At 70.0% G+C, this 17,832-nt stretch carries 16 protein-coding genes and 1 pseudogene; 12 read left to right on the top strand and 5 right to left on the bottom strand.

Annotated elements, in window-relative coordinates; genetic code table 11:
* Window positions 1-337 precede the first annotated feature (337 nt).
* Window positions 338-1,396 carry a PQQ-dependent sugar dehydrogenase gene (locus ACWEPL_RS02270; protein WP_452434774.1) on the bottom strand — a complete coding sequence of 353 codons (1,059 nt, stop codon included), beginning with the start codon at window positions 1,394-1,396 and terminating at the stop codon, window positions 338-340.
* 128 nt (window positions 1,397-1,524) lie between these two features.
* Here ACWEPL_RS02270 and ACWEPL_RS02265 point away from each other — a divergent pair, with 128 nt between their 5' ends.
* The 5 genes from ACWEPL_RS02265 to ilvC all read left to right on the top strand — a co-directional run bounded on the left by ACWEPL_RS02265 (window position 1,525) and on the right by ilvC (window position 8,675).
* The gene (locus tag ACWEPL_RS02265; RefSeq protein WP_363976196.1) at window positions 1,525-2,343 is read left to right on the top strand and encodes a 2-hydroxyacid dehydrogenase; all 819 of its coding nucleotides are present in this window, start codon (window positions 1,525-1,527) and stop codon (window positions 2,341-2,343) included.
* Between the two features lie 260 nt (window positions 2,344-2,603).
* Complete coding sequence (locus ACWEPL_RS02260; RefSeq protein WP_452434772.1) at window positions 2,604-5,207, top strand: putative bifunctional diguanylate cyclase/phosphodiesterase; 2,604 nt, start codon at window positions 2,604-2,606, stop codon at window positions 5,205-5,207.
* Window positions 5,208-5,412: 205 nt separating this feature from the next.
* Window positions 5,413-7,152 (top strand): acetolactate synthase large subunit, encoded by a 1,740-nt coding sequence (locus ACWEPL_RS02255; protein ID WP_452434770.1) that lies wholly within the window; start codon window positions 5,413-5,415, stop codon window positions 7,150-7,152.
* The gene (ilvN, locus tag ACWEPL_RS02250) at window positions 7,145-7,669 is read left to right on the top strand and encodes an acetolactate synthase small subunit (protein ID WP_349450824.1); all 525 of its coding nucleotides are present in this window, start codon (window positions 7,145-7,147) and stop codon (window positions 7,667-7,669) included. Before ACWEPL_RS02255 ends, ilvN begins: the two co-directional genes overlap by 8 nt.
* Window positions 7,670-7,691: 22 nt before the next feature.
* Window positions 7,692-8,675: a ketol-acid reductoisomerase gene (ilvC, locus tag ACWEPL_RS02245; protein ID WP_350729809.1), complete on the top strand. Its 984-nt coding sequence runs from the start codon at window positions 7,692-7,694 to the stop codon at window positions 8,673-8,675.
* A 77-nt stretch (window positions 8,676-8,752) separates the two neighbouring features.
* On the opposite strand, the gene ACWEPL_RS02240 is transcribed toward ilvC, so the two are convergent.
* The 3 genes from ACWEPL_RS02240 to ACWEPL_RS02230 all read right to left on the bottom strand — a co-directional run bounded on the left by ACWEPL_RS02240 (window position 8,753) and on the right by ACWEPL_RS02230 (window position 12,927).
* Window positions 8,753-12,013 (bottom strand): LamG-like jellyroll fold domain-containing protein, encoded by a 3,261-nt coding sequence (locus tag ACWEPL_RS02240; protein WP_452434768.1) that lies wholly within the window; start codon window positions 12,011-12,013, stop codon window positions 8,753-8,755.
* Window positions 12,014-12,155: 142 nt separating this feature from the next.
* Window positions 12,156-12,611 carry an acyl-CoA thioesterase gene (locus tag ACWEPL_RS02235; RefSeq protein WP_355208758.1) on the bottom strand — a complete coding sequence of 152 codons (456 nt, stop codon included), beginning with the start codon at window positions 12,609-12,611 and terminating at the stop codon, window positions 12,156-12,158.
* Window positions 12,589-12,927 (bottom strand): hypothetical protein, encoded by a 339-nt coding sequence (locus ACWEPL_RS02230; RefSeq protein WP_350729606.1) that lies wholly within the window; start codon window positions 12,925-12,927, stop codon window positions 12,589-12,591. The genes ACWEPL_RS02235 and ACWEPL_RS02230 overlap by 23 nt, the downstream gene beginning before the upstream one ends.
* Before the next feature lie 125 nt (window positions 12,928-13,052).
* Between ACWEPL_RS02230 and ACWEPL_RS02225 the strand changes: the two genes are divergently transcribed.
* The 5 genes and pseudogenes from ACWEPL_RS02225 (at window position 13,053) to ACWEPL_RS02205 (ending at window position 15,514) form a co-directional block, all read left to right on the top strand.
* Complete coding sequence (locus ACWEPL_RS02225; protein WP_452434766.1) at window positions 13,053-14,030, top strand: NAD(P)-dependent alcohol dehydrogenase; 978 nt, start codon at window positions 13,053-13,055, stop codon at window positions 14,028-14,030.
* A pseudogene (locus tag ACWEPL_RS02220) lies at window positions 14,027-14,284 on the top strand (class I SAM-dependent methyltransferase); the annotation flags it as partial. The gene ACWEPL_RS02225 and the pseudogene ACWEPL_RS02220, both read left to right, overlap by 4 nt.
* Before the next feature lie 29 nt (window positions 14,285-14,313).
* A complete protein-coding gene (locus ACWEPL_RS02215) occupies window positions 14,314-14,559 on the top strand; it encodes a hypothetical protein (RefSeq protein WP_452434922.1) in 246 nt (81 codons plus the stop codon).
* The gene (locus ACWEPL_RS02210; RefSeq protein ID WP_452434916.1) at window positions 14,552-14,998 is read left to right on the top strand and encodes an NUDIX hydrolase; all 447 of its coding nucleotides are present in this window, start codon (window positions 14,552-14,554) and stop codon (window positions 14,996-14,998) included. The genes ACWEPL_RS02215 and ACWEPL_RS02210 overlap by 8 nt, the downstream gene beginning before the upstream one ends.
* A gap of 42 nt (window positions 14,999-15,040) precedes the next feature.
* Window positions 15,041-15,514 (top strand): HIT family protein, encoded by a 474-nt coding sequence (locus ACWEPL_RS02205; protein WP_452434764.1) that lies wholly within the window; start codon window positions 15,041-15,043, stop codon window positions 15,512-15,514.
* Window positions 15,515-15,643: 129 nt separating this feature from the next.
* Here the strand turns inward: ACWEPL_RS02205 and ACWEPL_RS02200 are convergent, their stop codons facing one another.
* A complete protein-coding gene (locus ACWEPL_RS02200; protein WP_452434762.1) occupies window positions 15,644-16,108 on the bottom strand; it encodes a hypothetical protein in 465 nt (154 codons plus the stop codon).
* 404 nt (window positions 16,109-16,512) lie between these two features.
* On the opposite strand from ACWEPL_RS02200, the gene ACWEPL_RS02195 reads away from it, so the two are divergent.
* Together ACWEPL_RS02195 and ACWEPL_RS02190 are read left to right on the top strand one after the other, a co-directional pair.
* A complete protein-coding gene (locus ACWEPL_RS02195; protein ID WP_452434760.1) occupies window positions 16,513-17,046 on the top strand; it encodes a PadR family transcriptional regulator in 534 nt (177 codons plus the stop codon).
* Entirely contained in the window at window positions 17,043-17,765 is a 723-nt protein-coding gene (locus ACWEPL_RS02190) for a siderophore-interacting protein (RefSeq protein ID WP_363976160.1), read from the top strand. The genes ACWEPL_RS02195 and ACWEPL_RS02190 overlap by 4 nt, the downstream gene beginning before the upstream one ends.
* The last annotated feature ends 67 nt before the right edge of the window (window positions 17,766-17,832 follow it).

Raw genomic sequence — 17,832 nt, 5'->3', positions numbered from 1 at the left:
GGCCCCCGAGACGCGACCACGCGCTGGGCGGGAACTGGCGTTTCCCTACCGCCGCCCGCCGCCCGGCGCCTGCCGTCGCCCGCCTGCCGCTCGCCGCCCGCCCGGCCCTCCGCCGAAGACGGGGCACGCCGAGACGCGCCTACGGTGTGGGCGCTGTCCCGCCGGCGGGCGTGGGTCCGTGCCTCAGCAGCCGAGCCGGCGGCGCCGCCCGCGTGCTGCCCGGGCGACGCGGACGGTGTGTGGCGTGTGGGCGGTGCCGGGTTCCGTTTCGGGTACTTCGGGGCCCCGAGGGCGTTTGCCCGGGTCTGGGGCGCGTCTGGGGGCGTCTGAGGCGGGGTTACGAGAGCGGGACCGAGAGGATGCGGTCGTCACCCGGCCGCGGGGAGCCGCGCCCGTCCTTGTTGCTGGTGCCGACCCACAGCGTCCCGTCCGGGGCCGCGGTGACGGCGCGGAGGCGGCCGTAGCGGCCGGTGAAGTGGGCGACGGGCGGGCCCGCCGACCCGTCCGCCGCCAGCGGGACCTGCCACAACCGGGTCCCGCGCAGCGCCCCCACCCACAGCGAGCCGTTCGCGTACGCCATCCCCGACGGCGAGGCCTCGCCGGTGGACCAGGTGACGATGGGGTTCACGTAGCGCGAGTCGTCGCTGCGCCCCTCGACCTCCGGCCACCCGTAGTTGCCTCCCGCCTTGATGAGGTTCACCTCGTCATAGGTGTTCTGGCCGAACTCCGACGCGTACAGGCGGCCGGACGTGTCCCAGGCCAGCCCCTGGACGTTGCGATGGCCGTAGCTGTAGACGAGCGTCCCGAACGGGTTGCCGGGCGCGGGCGCCCCGTCCACGGTCATGCGGAGGATCTTGCCGCCCAGCGAGTCGCGCTGCTGGGCCAGCTGGTCGTCGCCGGTCTCGCCGGTGGAGGCGTACAGGAACCCGTCGGGTCCGAACGCGAGCCGTCCCCCGTTGTGGATCCCGCCCTTGGGGATGCCCCGCACCAGGACCCGCTCGTCGCCGAGGCGGTCGCCGGTGAGCTGGTAGCGGACGATCCGGTTGTCCTGTTCCGCGGTGTAGTAAAGGAATATGTGCTGATCCTTTGCCGCCACCCCCATCAGCCCGCCCTCGCCGGCCGCGCTCACCCCCGGGATCGTGCCCAGCGAGGTCGCCTTCCCGTCCCGGGTCACGCGAAGCAGCCTGGCCGTGTCACGCTCCGTGACCAGCGCGTCGCCTCCGGGCAGGAACGTGATCGCCCACGGCACCGCCAGCCCCGTCACCACGTCCCTGGGCTCTCCCGGCCCGGCCCCGGCCGGCGCGGTGGCCGTCGGCGTCACCTCCCCGCCGCCGGCCAGACCGCTGGAACAGGCGGTGAGCACGGCCATGAGCATGAGCATCCAGAGCTTCCTCATGTGTTCCATACTTCCCTTGGAGTCATAAGGTTCTCGGCATGAAGACCTGGGTTCCGTCCGATTCGGTGGCTGATGTTCTGTCCGACCTGCCTGGGGTTGAATGTGCTGTTTACGATGGCACAGCCCCGATGCCGGAAGGGATCGACGAGGTAGAGGTCTGGATCCCGCCGCTCGTCACCGTTCCGGACGTCCCGGGCACGCTGGCCAGGATGAGCTCCCTGCGGCTGGTGCAGACCGTCACCGCGGGTGTGGAGCCGTACCGGCCGCACCTGCCGGACGGCGCGGTGCTGTGCAACGCCCGCGGCGTGCACGACGCCGGGACCGCCGAATGGGCCGTCGGGGCGATGATCGCGGTGCTGCGGGAGTTCCCCGGGTTCGTGGACGCGCAGCGCAGGGGCGAGTGGACCTACCACCACACCGACGTGCTGGCTGACTCCACCGTGCTCATCGTCGGCTACGGCTCCATCGGCGCCGCGCTGGAGAGGCGGCTGGAGGGGTTCGAGGTCGAGGTCGTACGCGTGGCCAGGAACGCCCGCGACGGCGTGCACGCCATGGACGAGCTGCCCGCCCTGCTGCCGGAGGCGGACGTCGTGGTGCTGCTCGTGCCCGCCACGGCCGACACCGCGGGCATGGTCGACGCGGCTTTCCTGGCGCGGATGAAGGACGGCGCCGTGCTGGTCAACGCCGCCAGGGGCGGGATCGTCGACACGGACGCGCTGATCGCGGAGCTCAAAAACGGTAGGCTACGCGCCGCGCTGGATGTGACCGCGCCCGAGCCGCTGCCCGAGGGCCACCCCCTCTGGAGCGCTCCGGGCCTCCTGATCACTCCGCACGTCGCGGGCAGCACCCCCGCGTCCGGGCGGCGCATGCTGCGCCTGATCCGCGCCCAGCTGCTGCGCTATCTCGCAGACGAACCGCTGGTCAACGTCATCACCGACTCGTACTGAGAGGATCCCGGAAAGTGGCTGGTCCGTGACCTTCGGTGCGTACGGTTGCCTTTGCGAGGAGGTCCTGACTCGCTGTCAAGGATCTCTTGGCGGAAATTGGTCTGTGTGGTTATCAGATCGGTGACGACATCGGCGTTGTCACCACCCGCGCACCCACGAGCGCACACACTGGCGAAGTGATCGACCGGGCTTCGGCGGTCGCAGGTGCAGGGTTCGAGACGGGATGGGCAACGACTGTGATCCGCTGGCGTGATCCACGGGTGCCGCTGACCGCCGCGGCGGCGGCAGGCGCGGTGGCCTTCGCCGCCGCGCTCGGCGTACGCGGTGAGGCCTTGCTCACCGGCGCTGTCGCCGGCGGGCTGGCGGCGCTGATCGCGGCCGGTTCGCTGCTGTTCGCCTCGGTGAAGTCGGCCGGGCACCGGCCGACGGCGCTGGGCGCGCGCTGGATGGGCGGCGGAGCCGTCATCTGGGCCGCCGGCGTGGCGTTGCGCCCGTTCGCCGAGAGCTTCCTGGTCAGTTTCGCCGACCTGTTCGTGCTGCTCGGCACCGTGGTGACGGCGGGAGGCGCGCTGATCGCCGCCGACCGCAGATTCCCGGCCAGGGTCGTTTTACGGCATGTCACCGACGCCTACCTGTGCGCCGCCTCGCTCTTCCTGATCGGCTGGGTGGCCGCGCTGCGGCACGTCTACGACGACGCGGCGGACCCGGCGGCGTTCACGCTGGTCATGCTGCCGCCGATGATCGCGCTGCTGGTGACGTGCGCCGTGATCCCGTCGGTGCTGACGAGCCGGGCCTCCTCCTGGCCGCTCGCCCTGGCGGGCGTCGGCGTGCTCGCCACCATGACCGTGGCGGGCCTGGCGGCCGGCGTCGCCAGGCTCGACGGCGGCGATCCGCAGATCTGGACCGTCATGCTCGCGCCTGTCGCGTTCCTGCTGCTCGCCGCCATCCCGTGGGCGCCGCGTCCGGGCGCGGCGGGCAGGTCCGCCGTCGGAGGTGTGGTCGCGCTGGTGCCGATGGGGCTGGTCGCCGTGGCCGCCTGCACGCTGCTCGCCCACCTGGTGGGCGGCGGGGCCGAGCGGCCGGTGACCGGCGTCGTGGTGGTCGCGGTCTCCGTGGTGCTGCTCCTGATCGTCCGCCTGTTCTTCGTCTCGGCGACCAACATGCGCCTGCGCGGCCTGGTCAAGCTCGGTGAGCGGCAGCTCAGGGAGCTCGCCCAGAGCACCGGCGACGTGGTGTTCCTCGCCGACTACGAGGGTGTGGTGCGGGAGATCGACGCCGGGGTCGAGGTCACGTACGGCTACCGCCCCGAAGACGTGGTCGGCGGGTCGATCTTCGACTACATCCACCCGGAGGACGTCCCCGGCATCCAGGTCGCGCTGCGCGCCATGCACCTCGACGAGGACAACGCCGCGCCCGGCGCCTGCCTGATCGCCTGCCGGGTGCGCGCGGCCGACGGCACGTGGCGGCCCACCGAGTCGGTCGCCACCCGCCACGTCGGCGGCGACGAGCTGCTGCTGGTGACCACCAGGGACGTCAGCGACGAGGAGGCGCTGCGCAACCAGGTCGCCCACCTGACCTTCCACGACGGCGTCACCGGGCTGCCCAACCGCTCCTACTTCGAGGAGCGCACCCGCGAGGTGCTCTCGGGGCGCACCTCCGGCGCCGGAGCGGCCAACGTCGCGGTCATCTTCCTCGACCTCGACGGGTTCACCTCGGTCAACGACTCGGTGGGCCACGCCAGCGGCGACTACCTGCTCGGGCAGGCCGCGCGCAGGCTGCGCGGCGCCGTACGCGCCGACGACACGCTCGCCCGGTGGGGCGGCGACGAGTTCGCGGTGCTCGTGGAGACGGGCGGTGACGCGCAGGTCGCGGTCGATCTGGCAGAGCGGCTCGTACGCGCGGTCTCGCAGGAGCCGTTCCGCGTCGCCGACCGCGACGTGGCGCTGACCGCGAGCGTGGGCGTGGCCTTCACCGAGGACGACATGCCGGCCGGAGACCTCATCCGTAACGCGGATGTCGCGATGGCGCGCTCCAAAGAGCTGGGCGGGCGGCGGGTCGAGGTGTTCGCCGCGCAGATGCACGCCGACGTGGTGCGCCGGCTGGAGCTGGCGGCCGACCTGCAGCGGGCGCTGATCGAGCAGCAGTTCGCGATCGAGTACCAGCCGATCGTCGATCTGGCCACCTCGCGGGTGACCTCGGTCGAGGCGCTGGTGCGGTGGTGGCGCGGGTCGGTGTTCGTGCCGCCCGAGCAGTTCCTGGGCCCGGCCGAGGACACCGGGCTGATCGTGCCGCTGGGGGAGTGGATCCTGCGCGAGGCGTGCCGCGAGGTGGCCGCCTGGCGGGCCTCGTCCTGGGACATCGGCCTGTCGCTCAACCTGTCGGCCCGGCAGATCACCGCGCCGCGGTTCGTCGAGACGGTCGAGGAGGCGCTGGCCGAGAGCGGGCTGCCGGCCTCCGCGCTCACCCTCGAGGTGATCGAGGAGATGCTGGTCGAGGACGCCGAGGAGACGATCAAGCGGCTGTCGGAGCTGCGGGCGCTCGGGGTGCGGCTGGCCATCGACGACTTCGGCACGGGTTACGCGTCGCTCGCGTTCCTGCGGCAGCTCCCGGTCGACATGATCAAGATCGATCCGTCGTTCGTGTCGGGGCTGGGCAACGACGACACGCTGACCCTGCTCACCCGTACCATCGTTCGGCTCGGCCACGACCTCGGGCTTATCGTGGTGGCAGAGGGGATAGAGCGTCCCGAACAGCTCGATCTGCTCAAGCGGATGGGGTGCACGAAGGGTCAGGGCTTCCTGGTCGCACGGCCGATGGCGGCGCGCGGAGTCGACTCGTTGATGCGTACGAGTCTCACTGTTTGAGACATGTGTCCACGAAGTTGGCACCAGGGCATTCAGTGCGGCTATGGTGTAGGTCATGCTTCGCAGTGAGATTCTCGTAGTACTTCGCCGGCGCGCAGGCCGATAGCGAAGCACGACGACCTGCGCGCCGCCCCAGACCCGCCGTCCCGGTGGGAAGGGGCATTTTTTATGTCCTTAAGCGAGTAGCCACGCAAGGAACGAGCCGATGACCGAACGGATGACAGGTGCACAGGCCCTGGTGAGGGCGCTGGAGCACGTTGGAGTCGACACAGTGTTCGGGATCCCGGGCGGTGCCATTCTGCCGGCCTACGATCCTCTCTACGACTCGACCAAAGTCCGGCACGTGCTCGTACGCCACGAGCAGGGCGCCGGTCACGCGGCCGAGGGCTACGCGCAGGCGACCGGCAAGGTCGGGGTGTGCATGGCCACCAGCGGCCCCGGTGCCACCAACCTGGTGACGCCGATTGCCGACGCGTACATGGACTCGGTGCCGATCGTGGCGATCACCGGCCAGGTGGCCAGCGCGGCCATCGGCACGGACGCGTTCCAGGAAGCCGACATCGTCGGCATCACCATGCCGATCACGAAGCACAACTTCCTGATCACGGACCCGGCGGACATCCCCCGCACGATCATGGAGGCCTTCCACATCGCCTCCACCGGCCGTCCCGGCCCGGTTCTCGTGGACATCTCCAAGGACGCGTTGCAGGCCGACACCACCTTCAGCTGGCCGCCGACCATGCAGCTCCCGGGCTACCGCCCGGTCACCAGGCCGCACTCCAAGCAGATCCGCGAGGCCGCCAAGCTGATCGCCGAGTCCAAGCGGCCGGTCCTGTACGTCGGCGGCGGCGTCCACAAGGCGCGTGCCTCCGCCGAGCTGCTGCAGCTGGCCGAGCTGACCGGCATCCCGGTCATCACCACCCTGATGGCGCGCGGCACGTTCCCCGACAGCCACCCGCAGCACATGGGCATGCCGGGCATGCACGGCAGCGTGTCGGCCGTGGGCGCGCTGCAGAAGGCCGACCTGCTCATCGGGCTGGGCGTGCGCTTCGACGACCGGGTGACCGGCGACCTGGCGTCGTTCGCCCCGTACGCCAAGGTCGTGCACGCCGACATCGACCCGGCGGAGATCTCCAAGAACCGCCACGCCGACGTGCCCATCGTGGGTGACTGCAAGGAGGTCATCGGCGACCTGGTCGCCGTGATCCAGGCGTCCGGCCAGAAGGGCGACTACACCGAGTGGTGGACGACGCTCAACGGCTACAAGCAGACGTACCCGCTGGGCTACGAGACGTACGAGGACGGCACGCTGGCGCCCCAGTACGTCATGGAGCGGCTGAGCGCGATCGCCGGGCCCGACACGTACTACGTGGCCGGGGTCGGCCAGCACCAGATGTGGGCCGCGCAGTTCATCGACTACGAGAACCCCGGCACGTTCATCAACTCCGGCGGCCTCGGCACGATGGGCTTCGCCGTCCCGGCCGCGATGGGCGCCAAGATGGGCCGCCCCGAATCCACGGTGTGGGCCATCGACGGCGACGGCTGCTTCCAGATGACCAACCAGGAGCTGGCCACCTGCGCCCTGGAGGGCGTGCCGGTCAAGATCGCCGTCATCAACAACGGCAACCTCGGCATGGTCCGCCAGTGGCAGACGCTCTTCTACGACCAGCGATACTCCAACACCGACCTGCAGACGGTCCGCCGCATCCCCGACTTCGTCAAGCTGGCCGAGGCCTATGGTTGTGTGGGCCTGCGATGCGAGCGTGCCGAGGACGTGGACGCCGTGATCAAGAAGGCCATGGAGATCAACGACGTGCCCGTCGTGGTCGACTTCGTCGTCCACCAGGACGCCATGGTCTGGCCCATGGTCCCGGCGGGCACCAGCAACGACGACATCAAGATCGCCCGTGACATGGCGCCCAAGTGGGAGAACGAGGATGAGTAGGCATACTCTGTCGGTGCTTGTCGAGAACAAGCCGGGCGTACTGGCACGCGTGTCCGCGTTGTTCAGCCGAAGGGGCTTCAACATAGACTCGCTGGCAGTGGGGCCGACCGAACACGACGACATCTCGCGCATGACCATCGTGGTCAGCGTCGAGGAGCTGCCGCTTGAGCAGGTCACCAAGCAGCTCAACAAGCTGGTGAACGTCCTGAAGATCGTCGAGCTCGACACGTCGCAGTCCGTCCAGCGCGAGCTGATGCTGATCAAGGTCAAGGCCGACGCCGACAGCCGTTCCCACGTGCTGGAGCTGGTCAACCTCTTCCGCGCGCGCTGCGTCGACGTGGCCGCCGACGCCGTGACCATCGAGGTCACCGGCACTCCCGACAAGCTCGAGGCGTTCGTCAAGGTCCTCGAGCCGTTCGGGATCAAAGAACTCGTCCAGTCGGGCATGGTGGCCATCGGCCGCGGCGCCCGTTCCATCACCGACCGGTCCCTCAGGGCACTGGACCGTACCGCCTGAAAGGTATTAGCAAGTGACCGAGATCTACTACGACGACCAGGCCGACCTGTCGATCATCCAGGGGCGCCACGTGGCCGTGCTGGGGTACGGCAGCCAGGGCCACGCCCACGCGCTCTCCCTGCGTGACTCCGGCGTGGACGTGCGTGTCGGCCTGCCGGAGGGCTCCAAGAGCCGCGAGAAGGCGGAGAACGACGGGCTGCGGGTCGTCACCCCGGCGGAGGCGGTGGAGGAGGCCAACCTCACCATGATCCTCGCGCCGGACCACATCCAGCGCCACCTGTACGCCGACCACGTCGCCCCCAACCTGGTCGAGGGCGACGCGCTGTTCTTCGGCCACGGCCTGAACATCCGCTACGGCCTCATCGAGGCGCCCGAGGGCGTCGACGTGTGCATGGTCGCCCCCAAGGGCCCGGGCCACCTCGTCCGCCGCCAGTTCGAGGCCGGGCGCGGCGTGCCGTGTCTCGTGGCCGTCGAGAAGGACGCTTCGGGCAAGGCGCTGGACCTGGCGCTCTCGTACGCGAAGGGCATCGGCGGCACCCGCGCCGGCGCGCTGCGCACGACGTTCACCGAGGAGACGGAGACCGACCTGTTCGGCGAGCAGGCCGTGCTGTGCGGCGGCGTGTCCGAGCTGATCAAGGCCGGCTTCGAGACCCTCATCGAGGCGGGCTACCAGCCCGAGGTCGCCTACTTCGAGTGCCTGCACGAGATGAAGCTGATCGTTGACCTCATGTACGAGGGTGGCATCTCGAAGATGTACTGGTCCGTCTCCGACACGGCCGAGTACGGCGGCTACACCCGCGGCCCGCGCGTCATCACCGACGAGACCCGTCAGGAGATGCGCCGGATCCTGGCCGAGATCCAGGACGGCACCTTCGCGCGGCAGCTCGTCGAGGAGTTCGACGGCGGCCAGAAGGAGTTCCAGCGTCACCGCGACGAGCTGGCCGAGAACCCGATCGAGAAGACGGGTGCCAAGCTGCGTCCGATGATGAGCTGGCTGAAGGCGTAACACGCCGGAGCATGACGGGTGGGTGGGCCTCGGGCCCACCCACCCGTTGCCGTATTACCGGCGGTGTTGAGAGGGACTTACTGGGCGGCCAGCTGAGCGATCTGCTCGGCGCTCAGCACGCCGTCATACGTGCGGACGTCGTCCACGGTCCCCGGCCAGTAGCCGGTGAAGGCACCTGCCGCCTTGGTCCGTCCGAGCTGGAGCGGGCCGGTGGCGTTCCACGCGCTCGTGTGGGACGTGATGGTGGTGGTGGAGAGCTGGCCGTTGATGTAGATGCGCAGTTCGCCGGCCAGCGCGTCGTGGACGCCGGCGACGTGGGTCCACTCCAGTGGGTTGGGGATGGCGTCGGAGCGGGTGCGTACGAGGGTGGCGGTGTCGGTGTCGGCGGCTCTCATGCCGAGGGTCCACCGTTGTTGTTCCTTGTCGAAGCCGAGCTGGAATCCGGCTGTCCGGCTGCCGGGCTGGGCCACGGCGGCGGTGTCGGTGGTGGGCAGGTAGTCGAGTTGGACCCAGGCGGCCACGGTGAAGCTGGATCTGGTGCTGATGGCGGGGGCGGTGGTCTGGGCGTAGCCGTTGACGCCGTCGAGCGCGAGCGCGCCGTCCAGCCAGCCGGCCGTCCACGAGGCCGCGCCCGACAGGGTCGCGGGTGTTGCCCTGCCCGACGAGTCGGCGGCTGTCAGGCCGGACTCCTCGTCCAGCGTCCAGTGGCCGACCAGCGTGGCAGCGCTGTTGACCAGGTCGGCGAGTTCGTCGGCGAACATGGCGCGGCCGTAGACGCGGACCTCGTCGAGGTCGCCCGTCCAGTGGTCCGCCGCGGCGCCGTTGATCTTGCCGCGGCCGATGGTGAGGGGTCCGGCCGCGTTCCACGGTGAGGTGGCGGCGACCGTGGATTCGAGCCTGCCGTTGACGTAGAGGGAGATCTGGCGGGCGGCGGAGTCGTAGACGCCGGCCAGGTGGGTCCACTCGTTCAACCGGGGAGCGGCCCCGGACAGGGCGCGCACGGTTGTCGCGTTGTCGGCGTCCGTGCCCGTCAGCACCAGCGCCCACCGGTCGTCGGTCTTGCTGTACTGCAGCGAGACCGCGCCGGTCCTGCCGCCTTCCTGGGTGAGCGCGGTGGCGGAGGCGGTCGTGCCGGTCAGGCGGGCCCAGGCGGTGACGGTGAAGTTGCGGCTGGTGTCGGTGATCGGGCCGGTGGTCTGGGCGTAGGCGTTGGCCAGCTTCAGCCCCGCGCCGGTCCTGCCGGTGGTCCACGACGTCCCGTACAGGGTGGCGGGGTGCGCGCCGGTGGCGTCGGCGGTCACGCCGCCCTGGCCCTCGTTCATGGCCCAGTGGCCGTTCGGGCCCTTGCCGCCGTTGACGTTGAAGACGTAGGTGCGGATCGGGCCGAGCTGGCCCGCGCGGTCCTTGCTGCGTACCGACAGGACGTTGGGGCCGTCGTGGCGCGGGGTGAGCGCGATCGTGGCCGTGCCGTCGGCGGCGGGCGCCACCTCGGACTTCGGCGTGGTGTCCAGCCCGTAGACGTAGGCGGCCACGTCGGTGACGCCGTTGGGATCGAACGTGAAGGTGCCGGCCAGGCCGACGCCGTCGTTCCAGCCCTCCTCGGCGTACTGGGGCGAGGTCACGACCGGCTCCCTGCCGGGCGCGGTGGCGTCCACGGTGGCCTCGCACCAGGGACTCCAGGCGCTGTTGGCCTTGCCGTCCTCGGCCCGGACGCGCCAGCGGATCAGCGCGCCGTCCGCGTACAGGCTGACCGGGATCGTCGCGTAGTAGGCGGAGCCGGACGAACCCGTCGCGGTGACGTACTCGCCGGTCTTCGTCCCGGCGGCGTTGTACCACTCGAAACGGCCCTTGACCGAGTTGTCGGTGTCCTTGAGCTTGGCCCACAGCTTGGGGGTGGCCGTGCTGATGACCGGCCGCCCGTCACCGGAGACGCAGGGACCACCCGGGTCCGACCAGGCGTCGGCGGCCACCGGGTCGGACGGGATCGAGTTGTACTCGATGACCAGGCTCGGGTTGTTCTTGAACTTCTTCCAGGCGTACACGTCGGTCTCGCTGGTGGCCCGCAGACCGATCGTGACGTTGGGCCACTTCTTGGCGGCGGCGTCCACGACCTGCGAGGTGACGTCGAACTCGACGCCGCCGGGCAGGCAGGACGAGCCCCAGCCCTTGGCCACGTTCACCGTGGACAGCAGCCTGACCCACGAGGGCTGCTTGTTCCAGGTCGTGGCCTTGCTGATGGTGTTGGTGGCCCAGGCCTCGACCTTGCGGGCGCTGCAGGAGTACGACCACGTCTCGTACGTGCGCAGCGTGGCCTTGATGATCTGCTTGCCGTGGATGGTCGAGCCGGTGTTCATCTGGAAGAACGAGCGGTTCTTCTGCGACTCGACGTGGCCGACCCGGGCGACGTCGCTGGAGTTGAGGTAGTTGGAGTTGGGCCAGTTGCTCCAGACCGCCGTCCAGGCGTTGCGGGCGGCCGAGAAGTACGGGTCGAGATAGACGGGGAACTTGGTGTTCGGGTCTGTCATCATCGTTCTGTCGGGCTTGAGCCGCAGTTGCTTGCCCGCCAGTTCCACGCCCATCGTCGCCTCGCGCGCCTCCGGGGAGCGGCCCTCCTTGAGCGCCTGCGGGCTCGTGATGCCCTTGGAGTCCCACATCTTCGGGGTGGGCGCGGTGAAGATCGTGCCCTCGTTCTTGTCGACGGCCTCGATGTTGCCCGCCTTGTCCGACTCGACCGACAGGCCGGAGGCCGACAGCGGGAACGTCAGCTCCGTCATGCTCTCCGCGGCGGCCCGCGATTTGACCACCAGGATGTGGGAGAAGCCGTCCACGTCCGCGGTGACCTGGAGGTCCACGCCCGGCATGACCTCGGCGTAGGTGGCGGTGTCGCCGTTCAGCGTGGGCTTGGGGAGCGTGCCCTGCCAGCCGAGCTCCAGGGACTTGGCGCCGCGCGACAGCTTGGCCAGCGGGGCGTTGCCGCCGCCGGAGAACCTCAGCCCGATCGCCGTCGCGGCCGGGCTGACCGAGCCGTCGGGGTTGAGGCGGAGCGTGGTGTCGACGGGGACCCAGCCGCCCGCCTGCCGGACGCGTACGGGGCGGACGTTCAGCTCCATCGAGAGCGTGCCGTCCGGTTTGGCGAAGACCTGGCGGGTCTCCGTACGCATCGATTCGATCTCCACCGGCCGGCCGGCGCTCCGAGCGGCCGCGACCGCGGCCTCCTCGGCCTTCGGCGGCTCCTGAACGGCCTTCGGTGGCTCCGGCACCTCGTCGGCCTGGGCGGCGACCGCCGGAGAGATGGTTAAGATCAGCGCCGCCGTGAGCAGCCCATGCACTACCCGCATACGTCCTCGCCCGTGTTGAGCAGGGGTTACGCGCGGAACAAGAGCTGCCCGGCGTCTCCACGATCTTCGGATGGACGATCGGATTTTCACCCGCCCCGGAACTCAGAGTCCAGGGTTTTGTGCATTCTGCTCGAAGATTTCTTCAGGGGCCGAATTTGCGGGTGAGGCCGAGGAGCTCGGGTTTGGCGGCTCTCGTGTGCCACTCGCGGTCGGGATCGGGCACCAGCCGGCGGGTCTTCAGGTCGAGCAGGCCGCTCACGTGGCTCACCTCGGCCGCCACGGTGCCGTCCACGCGCCGCAGGAGATGGTGCACCCGGTAGGTCTTCCCGCCGCTCCACTCCCAGTCGCAGGTGACGTCCACCTCGTCGCCGCCGCGCAGCTCGCGGTGGTATTTGATGACGGTCTCGAGGTTGACGGGGCCGAGGCCGCTGTCGAGCAGTTCCTCGACCGACACCCCGGCGGCCCGGACGCAGGCGAAGCGGGCGTGGTCGGCGTACTGGATGTAGAAGCCGCCGTTGAGGTGGAGCTGCGGGTCGATCTCGTAGATGCGGACCTCGAGGCGGACGCTGAAGGGCTCAGTCACGGGGCTGTGCGTCATCGGGGGCTCCTTGTTCGGCCAGCCAGTGCAGCGAACGTTCGGTGAGATAGCGGCGACCGTCCTCGCGGACCTCCAGCCAGTCGCCGCGGGCCCAGCCGCCGGCGGCCTGGGGGGAGAAGCCGTGCTTGCGGAACAACGCGCTGGCTTCAGCCCTGGTCAGGCCATCGCGCCCCCATTCGGCGATGAGCGCTCGATGCCGGCTGTCTGCTGGGGGTTGAGCCGGATCGGCCGAGATCGCATCCGCCAGCGCCGCGAATCCGGCGCTGATCTGGCGTAGCGCCGCGGCTATCTGATCTTTCTGCGGCCATGGCTCCATGTTCATAGGTTAGCAATTGCTACCGATTGGTGAGCATTGTCGATGGCGATCGGTGGGTGTTACCGTCTTTCATGTGTAAGAAGAATCTTACACATGACCAAAGACTCTGACCAGGGAGCATCGCCATGAAGGCCGTCCGCTACCACTCCTACGGCTCGCCCGACGTCATCAAGCTCCTGGACGTCGACAAACCCGAGATCGGCGACGATGACGTGCTGGTCCGCGTCCGGGCGGCCTCCGTCAACGCGGGGGACTGGCACCTCCTGCGCGGCCTGCCCTACATCTTCAGGGCGCAGGCCGGGCTGACCCGCCCCAAGGCCCACCTGCTGGGCGGCGACCTGGCCGGGGAGGTCGTGGCGGCCGGCAGGAGCGTCACCGCGCTGCGGCCCGGCGACGAGGTGTACGGCTTCTGCCGTGGCGCGTTCGCCGAGTACGTGGCCGTTCCGGCGGAGGGGTTCGTGGTGCGGAAGCCCGCCGGGCTGACGTTCGAGGAGGCGGCGGCCGTGCCGGTGGCGGCCGTCACCGCGTTACAGGCCCTCCGTGACAAGGCGCAGGTCAGGGCCGGGCAGAAGGTGCTGGTCAATGGCGCGGGGGGCGGGGTGGGGCCGTTCGCGGTGCAGATCGCCAAGGCGCTGGGCGCGGAGGTGACCGGCGTGTGCGGGCCCGGGAACGTGGAGATCGTACGCTCGATCGGGGCCGATCACGTCGTCGACTACACCAAGGAGGACTTCACGCGCAGCGGCGAGTGCTACGACGTCATCCTCGACAACGTGGCCAACCGCTCCCTGGCGGACTGCCGGCGCGTGCTCGCCCCTCAGGGGATCTATCTGCACAACAGCGGCGACAAGGGCGGGCGCTGGGTGGGGGTCATGACCCGCATCATCCACGTGATGGTGTCGTCCCTGTTCGTACGGCAGAGCCTGCTCGCCGGATACGTGGCCGACGAGAACACGGACGATCTCGTGGCCCTGCGCGACCTGCTCGAAGCGGGGAAGATCAGGCCGGTCATCGACCGGACCCACCCGCTGAGCGAGGTCCCCGAGGCGATCGGCTACATCGAGCACGGCCACGCCCGGGGCAAGGTCGTCATCACCATGGCATGACGGCGGGATTGACCCCGCCCCAGCCGGCCGACGTCCTCGACGTCGGCTGTGGCACCGGGTCCCTGTCCATGCTGCTGGCCGCGGCCGGGCATCGGGTGACCGGCGTGGACGTGGCGCCACGGATGATCGAGCAGGCCCGCGCCAAGCTGTCGTCCGCCGGGCTCGCGGGGCGGTTCCTGGTCGGCGACGCCGCCGCCCCGCCCACCGGCGACGACCGCTTCGACGTGGTGCTCTGCCGGCACCTGGTGTGGACCCTGCCCGACCCCGAGGCGGCGCTGCGCGAGTGGGCGGCCGCCTGCGCCCGTCCGGCAGGCTCGTGCTCGTGGAGGGACGCTGGCGGGAGACCGGGCAGCCCTACGTGGAGGGAGCCGGATCGCTGCCCTGGAACGGCGGTCTCGGCGCCGCCGACCTGGCCGCCGCCGTCCGCCCGCTGGTCGCCGACCTGCGCGTCGAGCCGCTCAGCGACGGCATCGACCTTTGGGGCGGTCCCGTGCACGACGAGCGCTATGCGATCATCGCCTATGCCTGACAGAACGATCCGCGACACGGCCCTCTGTTACATCGTCCGGGATGACAAGCTGCTCGTGTTCCGCCACGTGGACTACAGCCCCGAGGAAGTGGGCGTGCAGGTCCCCGCGGGGGGCATCAGGGAGGGGGAGGACCCTCGGGACGCGGCGCTCAGGGAGGCGCGGGAGGAGACCGGGCTCCACGATTTCACCGTCGTGCGGAAACTCGGCGTGGCGGAGTATGACATAACCCCCTACCGCGCCGAGCTCCAGCGCCGCCACATCTTCCAGCTGGCCCTGCACGAAGAGACCCCGGATCGGTGGGCGAGCCGCGAGGACCATGACGGGAACGAGCCGCCCACGCGGTTCGAGTGCTTCTGGATCCCGCTGGAGCACGGCCACGTGCTGCAATCCGGCCAAGGGGTGCTCCTCCACCGCCTGTTCGAGCAGGACGCCGGATAATCGGTTGAGCGGGTTCCGGGCGGGCTGCGAGCATCGTGATCCGTGACGGACACCGAGGCCGGGCGCGGCGCCGACGGCCTGAGCGGCGGCACGTGCGTCTTCTGCCGGATCGTCGAAGGCACCGAGCCCTCGCAGACGATCCACGAGGACGACCACACGATCGCTTTCCTCAACCTCGCCCAGGCCACCAAGGGACACACGCTCGTCGTGCCGAGAGCGCATCACCGGGATCTGACGGACATCCCGCTCGACGAGGCGGCCCACGTCATGCGGGCCACCGTGGAGGTGGGGCGCCGGCTCACGGGCGCGCTGGGGGCGAAGGGGGTCAATCTGTGGCACGCGAGCGGTGAGACCGCCTGGCAGAGCGTCTTCCATTTCCACATTCACGTGGTCCCGCGCTACACGGACACGGATCTCACGCCTCCGTGGACGGAGATCGAGCATCCGGTCGAGTCGCTGCGGGGGTTGGGGGCGGAGATCCGCCGGTTCCGGTCAGCGCCCCGCCGCCTCTCCTGAAGCGGCGGGGCACTCACCCGTCAATCAGTTCTCGCCGAACTTCCCGGCCCCGGCGTCGTACCTGTCCATGCCATCGCCCACGCCGGCCAGGTCGATGCCCCCGTTGCCGGAAAGCAGGTCGTCGCCCGACTACATCTCGATCACGTTGCCGGAGCCGCCGATGGTGGCGGCCCCGTTCCCCGAGATGAGGTTGTCCCGCCCCGGCGCCAGGTTCGCCCGCATCGGCAGGCGCGTACGGTTCCGCAGCGTGTCGTCGCCCGGCCCGGTGACCGCCACGATCGACTCGATCTCGTCGGCCGGGCAGGCCACCCGGTTGGCGCTCTCCCGCCTGCACGGCGCGGACGCTTCGATCCTGTCGCCGGAGTTCGAAACGATCACCCAGCGGCCGGACAGGGACAGGTCGATGTTGTCGGACGCGTCGCCGCCGTAGACGTACAGTTCCGAACCGGACACGCTCACGTCGGTCGTGGCGTGCGCCGGCCCGGCGACGGCCAGCAGCGAGGCGGCCAGCGTCCCTCCCACGGCCAGCGCCCGCACGCCGTGCGCGCGCAGAGCGCGGATCCGCGGCCGCTTGCCGTTCCCCCGTGTACTCATCAATTCCCCCTGTGTTGGATGGCTCGCCCCGCGTGTCCGGGACCTTGGATGAGTACGGCGCCACGACGGCCGCGCTCCTGTGACGAAGCGGAGACACGTTCTGTGGTTTGCCATGTTCGCCGAGGAGCCGGGCATAGGACAGGCCATAGCCTTGTTTTCAGGCGTCCGTCATAGCGAGCGTGGACGGAAGAGGGGCGTACGGTGCGCACACGCCCTCCGGCAACAAACGACTCCACACCTTCCACAACAGCACCGTTAGCCTCCATACCCCCGACAGTGGCATCACCAACCGCCGCCACAATCTCCGAAGAAGAGCCCTGTCCTGCGGCTTTACCGGGCGGCCGGGCCGCGATGGGCTCGATCGACAGTTGCTTAGCTATATCGTTCGATATAGCATCCGAGCCATGATGCACGCGCGTCGCGGCCCCGAGCGGGGCCCCACCGGGCGCTTCTTCGGTCCTGGCGAGCTTCGCCTGGCCATCCTGGCCCTGATCGTCGAGCGGCCCGGCCACGGTTACGAGGTCATGGGCCGCCTCGCCGACCGCTTCAACGGCACCTACGAGCCCAGCGCCGGCTCCATCTACCCCACCCTCCAGCTGCTCGAGGACGAAGGACTCGTACGCGTCGAGCAGACGGACGGCCGCAAGGTCTACCACGTCACCGAGGACGGCAGGCGGGCGGCCGAGGAGCAGGCCGACGTGATCGAGCGGCTGTGGGGGCGGGCGGCCAGCAGGGGCGAGTGGGGGATGTTCCGCGAGCCCGAGGCCGCCGAGATCGTCGGGCCGGCGTTGCGCCTGGTCAAAGCCGCCGTGAAGGCGCTGGTCCACGCGCACGGCGACCCGGCCGTGGTCGAGCGCATCCAGGAGGTCTTCGTGGAGGCCCGCCGCAGGATCGAGGAGCTGGACACCAGGAGGCGGCCATGGAAGGAGGCGCCATGAGGCGGAGCGTCGCACGGCGGTTACTCGACCGGATGTTCCTCACCGGCGAGGTGGTCGAGGTCGAGGAGGTGACCGCCCGCATGCGGCGGGTCAGGATCGGGGGAGAGGCGCTCGCCGGCCTGGAATGGACGCCTGGCCAGCACGTACGCCTCTTCATCGGCGACGGCGGCGGCCTGCTGGGCGGCGTCCTGCGCACTTACTCGATCTGGCGGCACGACCCGGCCTGGGAGGCCATCGACCTGATCGGCTACGACCACGGCGGCGACTCGCCGGGCGCCTCCTGGATCAGGACCGCCGAGCCCGGCATGGAGATCTCCTTCACCAGGCCGGACGGCAGTTTCGTCACGCAGGAAGCCCGTTACCACCTGTTCGCGGGCGAGGAGACGGCCTCGGTGGCGTTCGGCGCGATGTTGCGGGCGCTCCCGGAGGGCGTCGCGGCATACGGCGCGGTGGAGGCCGAGGGGCCGGGCGACCATCTGGAGCTGCCCAAGGAGCTGGTCAAGGTGTGCCGGGGTGGCAAGCCGGCGGCCAGGTCGGAGGTCCTGGTCAACGCCGTCAGGGAGCTGGACCTGCCGGACGGGCCCGGCGTGGCCTACCTGGCCGGGGAGGCGCGCACGATCCAGGCCATCCGTGCCCACCTGGTCAACGAGCGCGGCTGGCAGCGCAGGGACGTCCGTACGAAGCCCTTCTGGACGCCCGGCAGAAAGGGGCTCGACTAGAGCGGTGCGGCAGGCCCTCGTAGCGTGATAGTAATACCGGTATAGTTATTGGTAACGCATGCGAGGA

This window comes from Nonomuraea sp. NPDC004186 (assembly GCF_053603495.1).
This window is presented reverse-complemented; position numbering and strand designations above follow the sequence as displayed.

What these genes read in the sequence shown, in the direction of transcription:
- ACWEPL_RS02195 (WP_452434760.1), top strand. Translation starts at nt 16,513, where the DNA reads ATGATGCACGCGCGTCGCGGCCCCGAGCGGGGCCCCACCGGGCGCTTC.
- ilvN (WP_349450824.1), top strand. Translation starts at nt 7,145, where the DNA reads ATGAGTAGGCATACTCTGTCGGTGCTTGTCGAGAACAAGCCGGGCGTA.
- ACWEPL_RS02240 (WP_452434768.1), bottom strand. Translation starts at nt 12,013, where the DNA reads ATGCGGGTAGTGCATGGGCTGCTCACGGCGGCGCTGATCTTAACCATC.
- ACWEPL_RS02190 (WP_363976160.1), top strand. Translation starts at nt 17,043, where the DNA reads ATGAGGCGGAGCGTCGCACGGCGGTTACTCGACCGGATGTTCCTCACC.
- ACWEPL_RS02200 (WP_452434762.1), bottom strand. Translation starts at nt 16,108, where the DNA reads ATGAGTACACGGGGGAACGGCAAGCGGCCGCGGATCCGCGCTCTGCGC.
- ACWEPL_RS02210 (WP_452434916.1), top strand. Translation starts at nt 14,552, where the DNA reads ATGCCTGACAGAACGATCCGCGACACGGCCCTCTGTTACATCGTCCGG.
- ACWEPL_RS02270 (WP_452434774.1), bottom strand. Translation starts at nt 1,396, where the DNA reads ATGAGGAAGCTCTGGATGCTCATGCTCATGGCCGTGCTCACCGCCTGT.
- ACWEPL_RS02230 (WP_350729606.1), bottom strand. Translation starts at nt 12,927, where the DNA reads ATGGAGCCATGGCCGCAGAAAGATCAGATAGCCGCGGCGCTACGCCAG.
- ACWEPL_RS02235 (WP_355208758.1), bottom strand. Translation starts at nt 12,611, where the DNA reads ATGACGCACAGCCCCGTGACTGAGCCCTTCAGCGTCCGCCTCGAGGTC.
- ACWEPL_RS02225 (WP_452434766.1), top strand. Translation starts at nt 13,053, where the DNA reads ATGAAGGCCGTCCGCTACCACTCCTACGGCTCGCCCGACGTCATCAAG.
- ACWEPL_RS02265 (WP_363976196.1), top strand. Translation starts at nt 1,525, where the DNA reads ATGCCGGAAGGGATCGACGAGGTAGAGGTCTGGATCCCGCCGCTCGTC.
- ACWEPL_RS02255 (WP_452434770.1), top strand. Translation starts at nt 5,413, where the DNA reads ATGACCGAACGGATGACAGGTGCACAGGCCCTGGTGAGGGCGCTGGAG.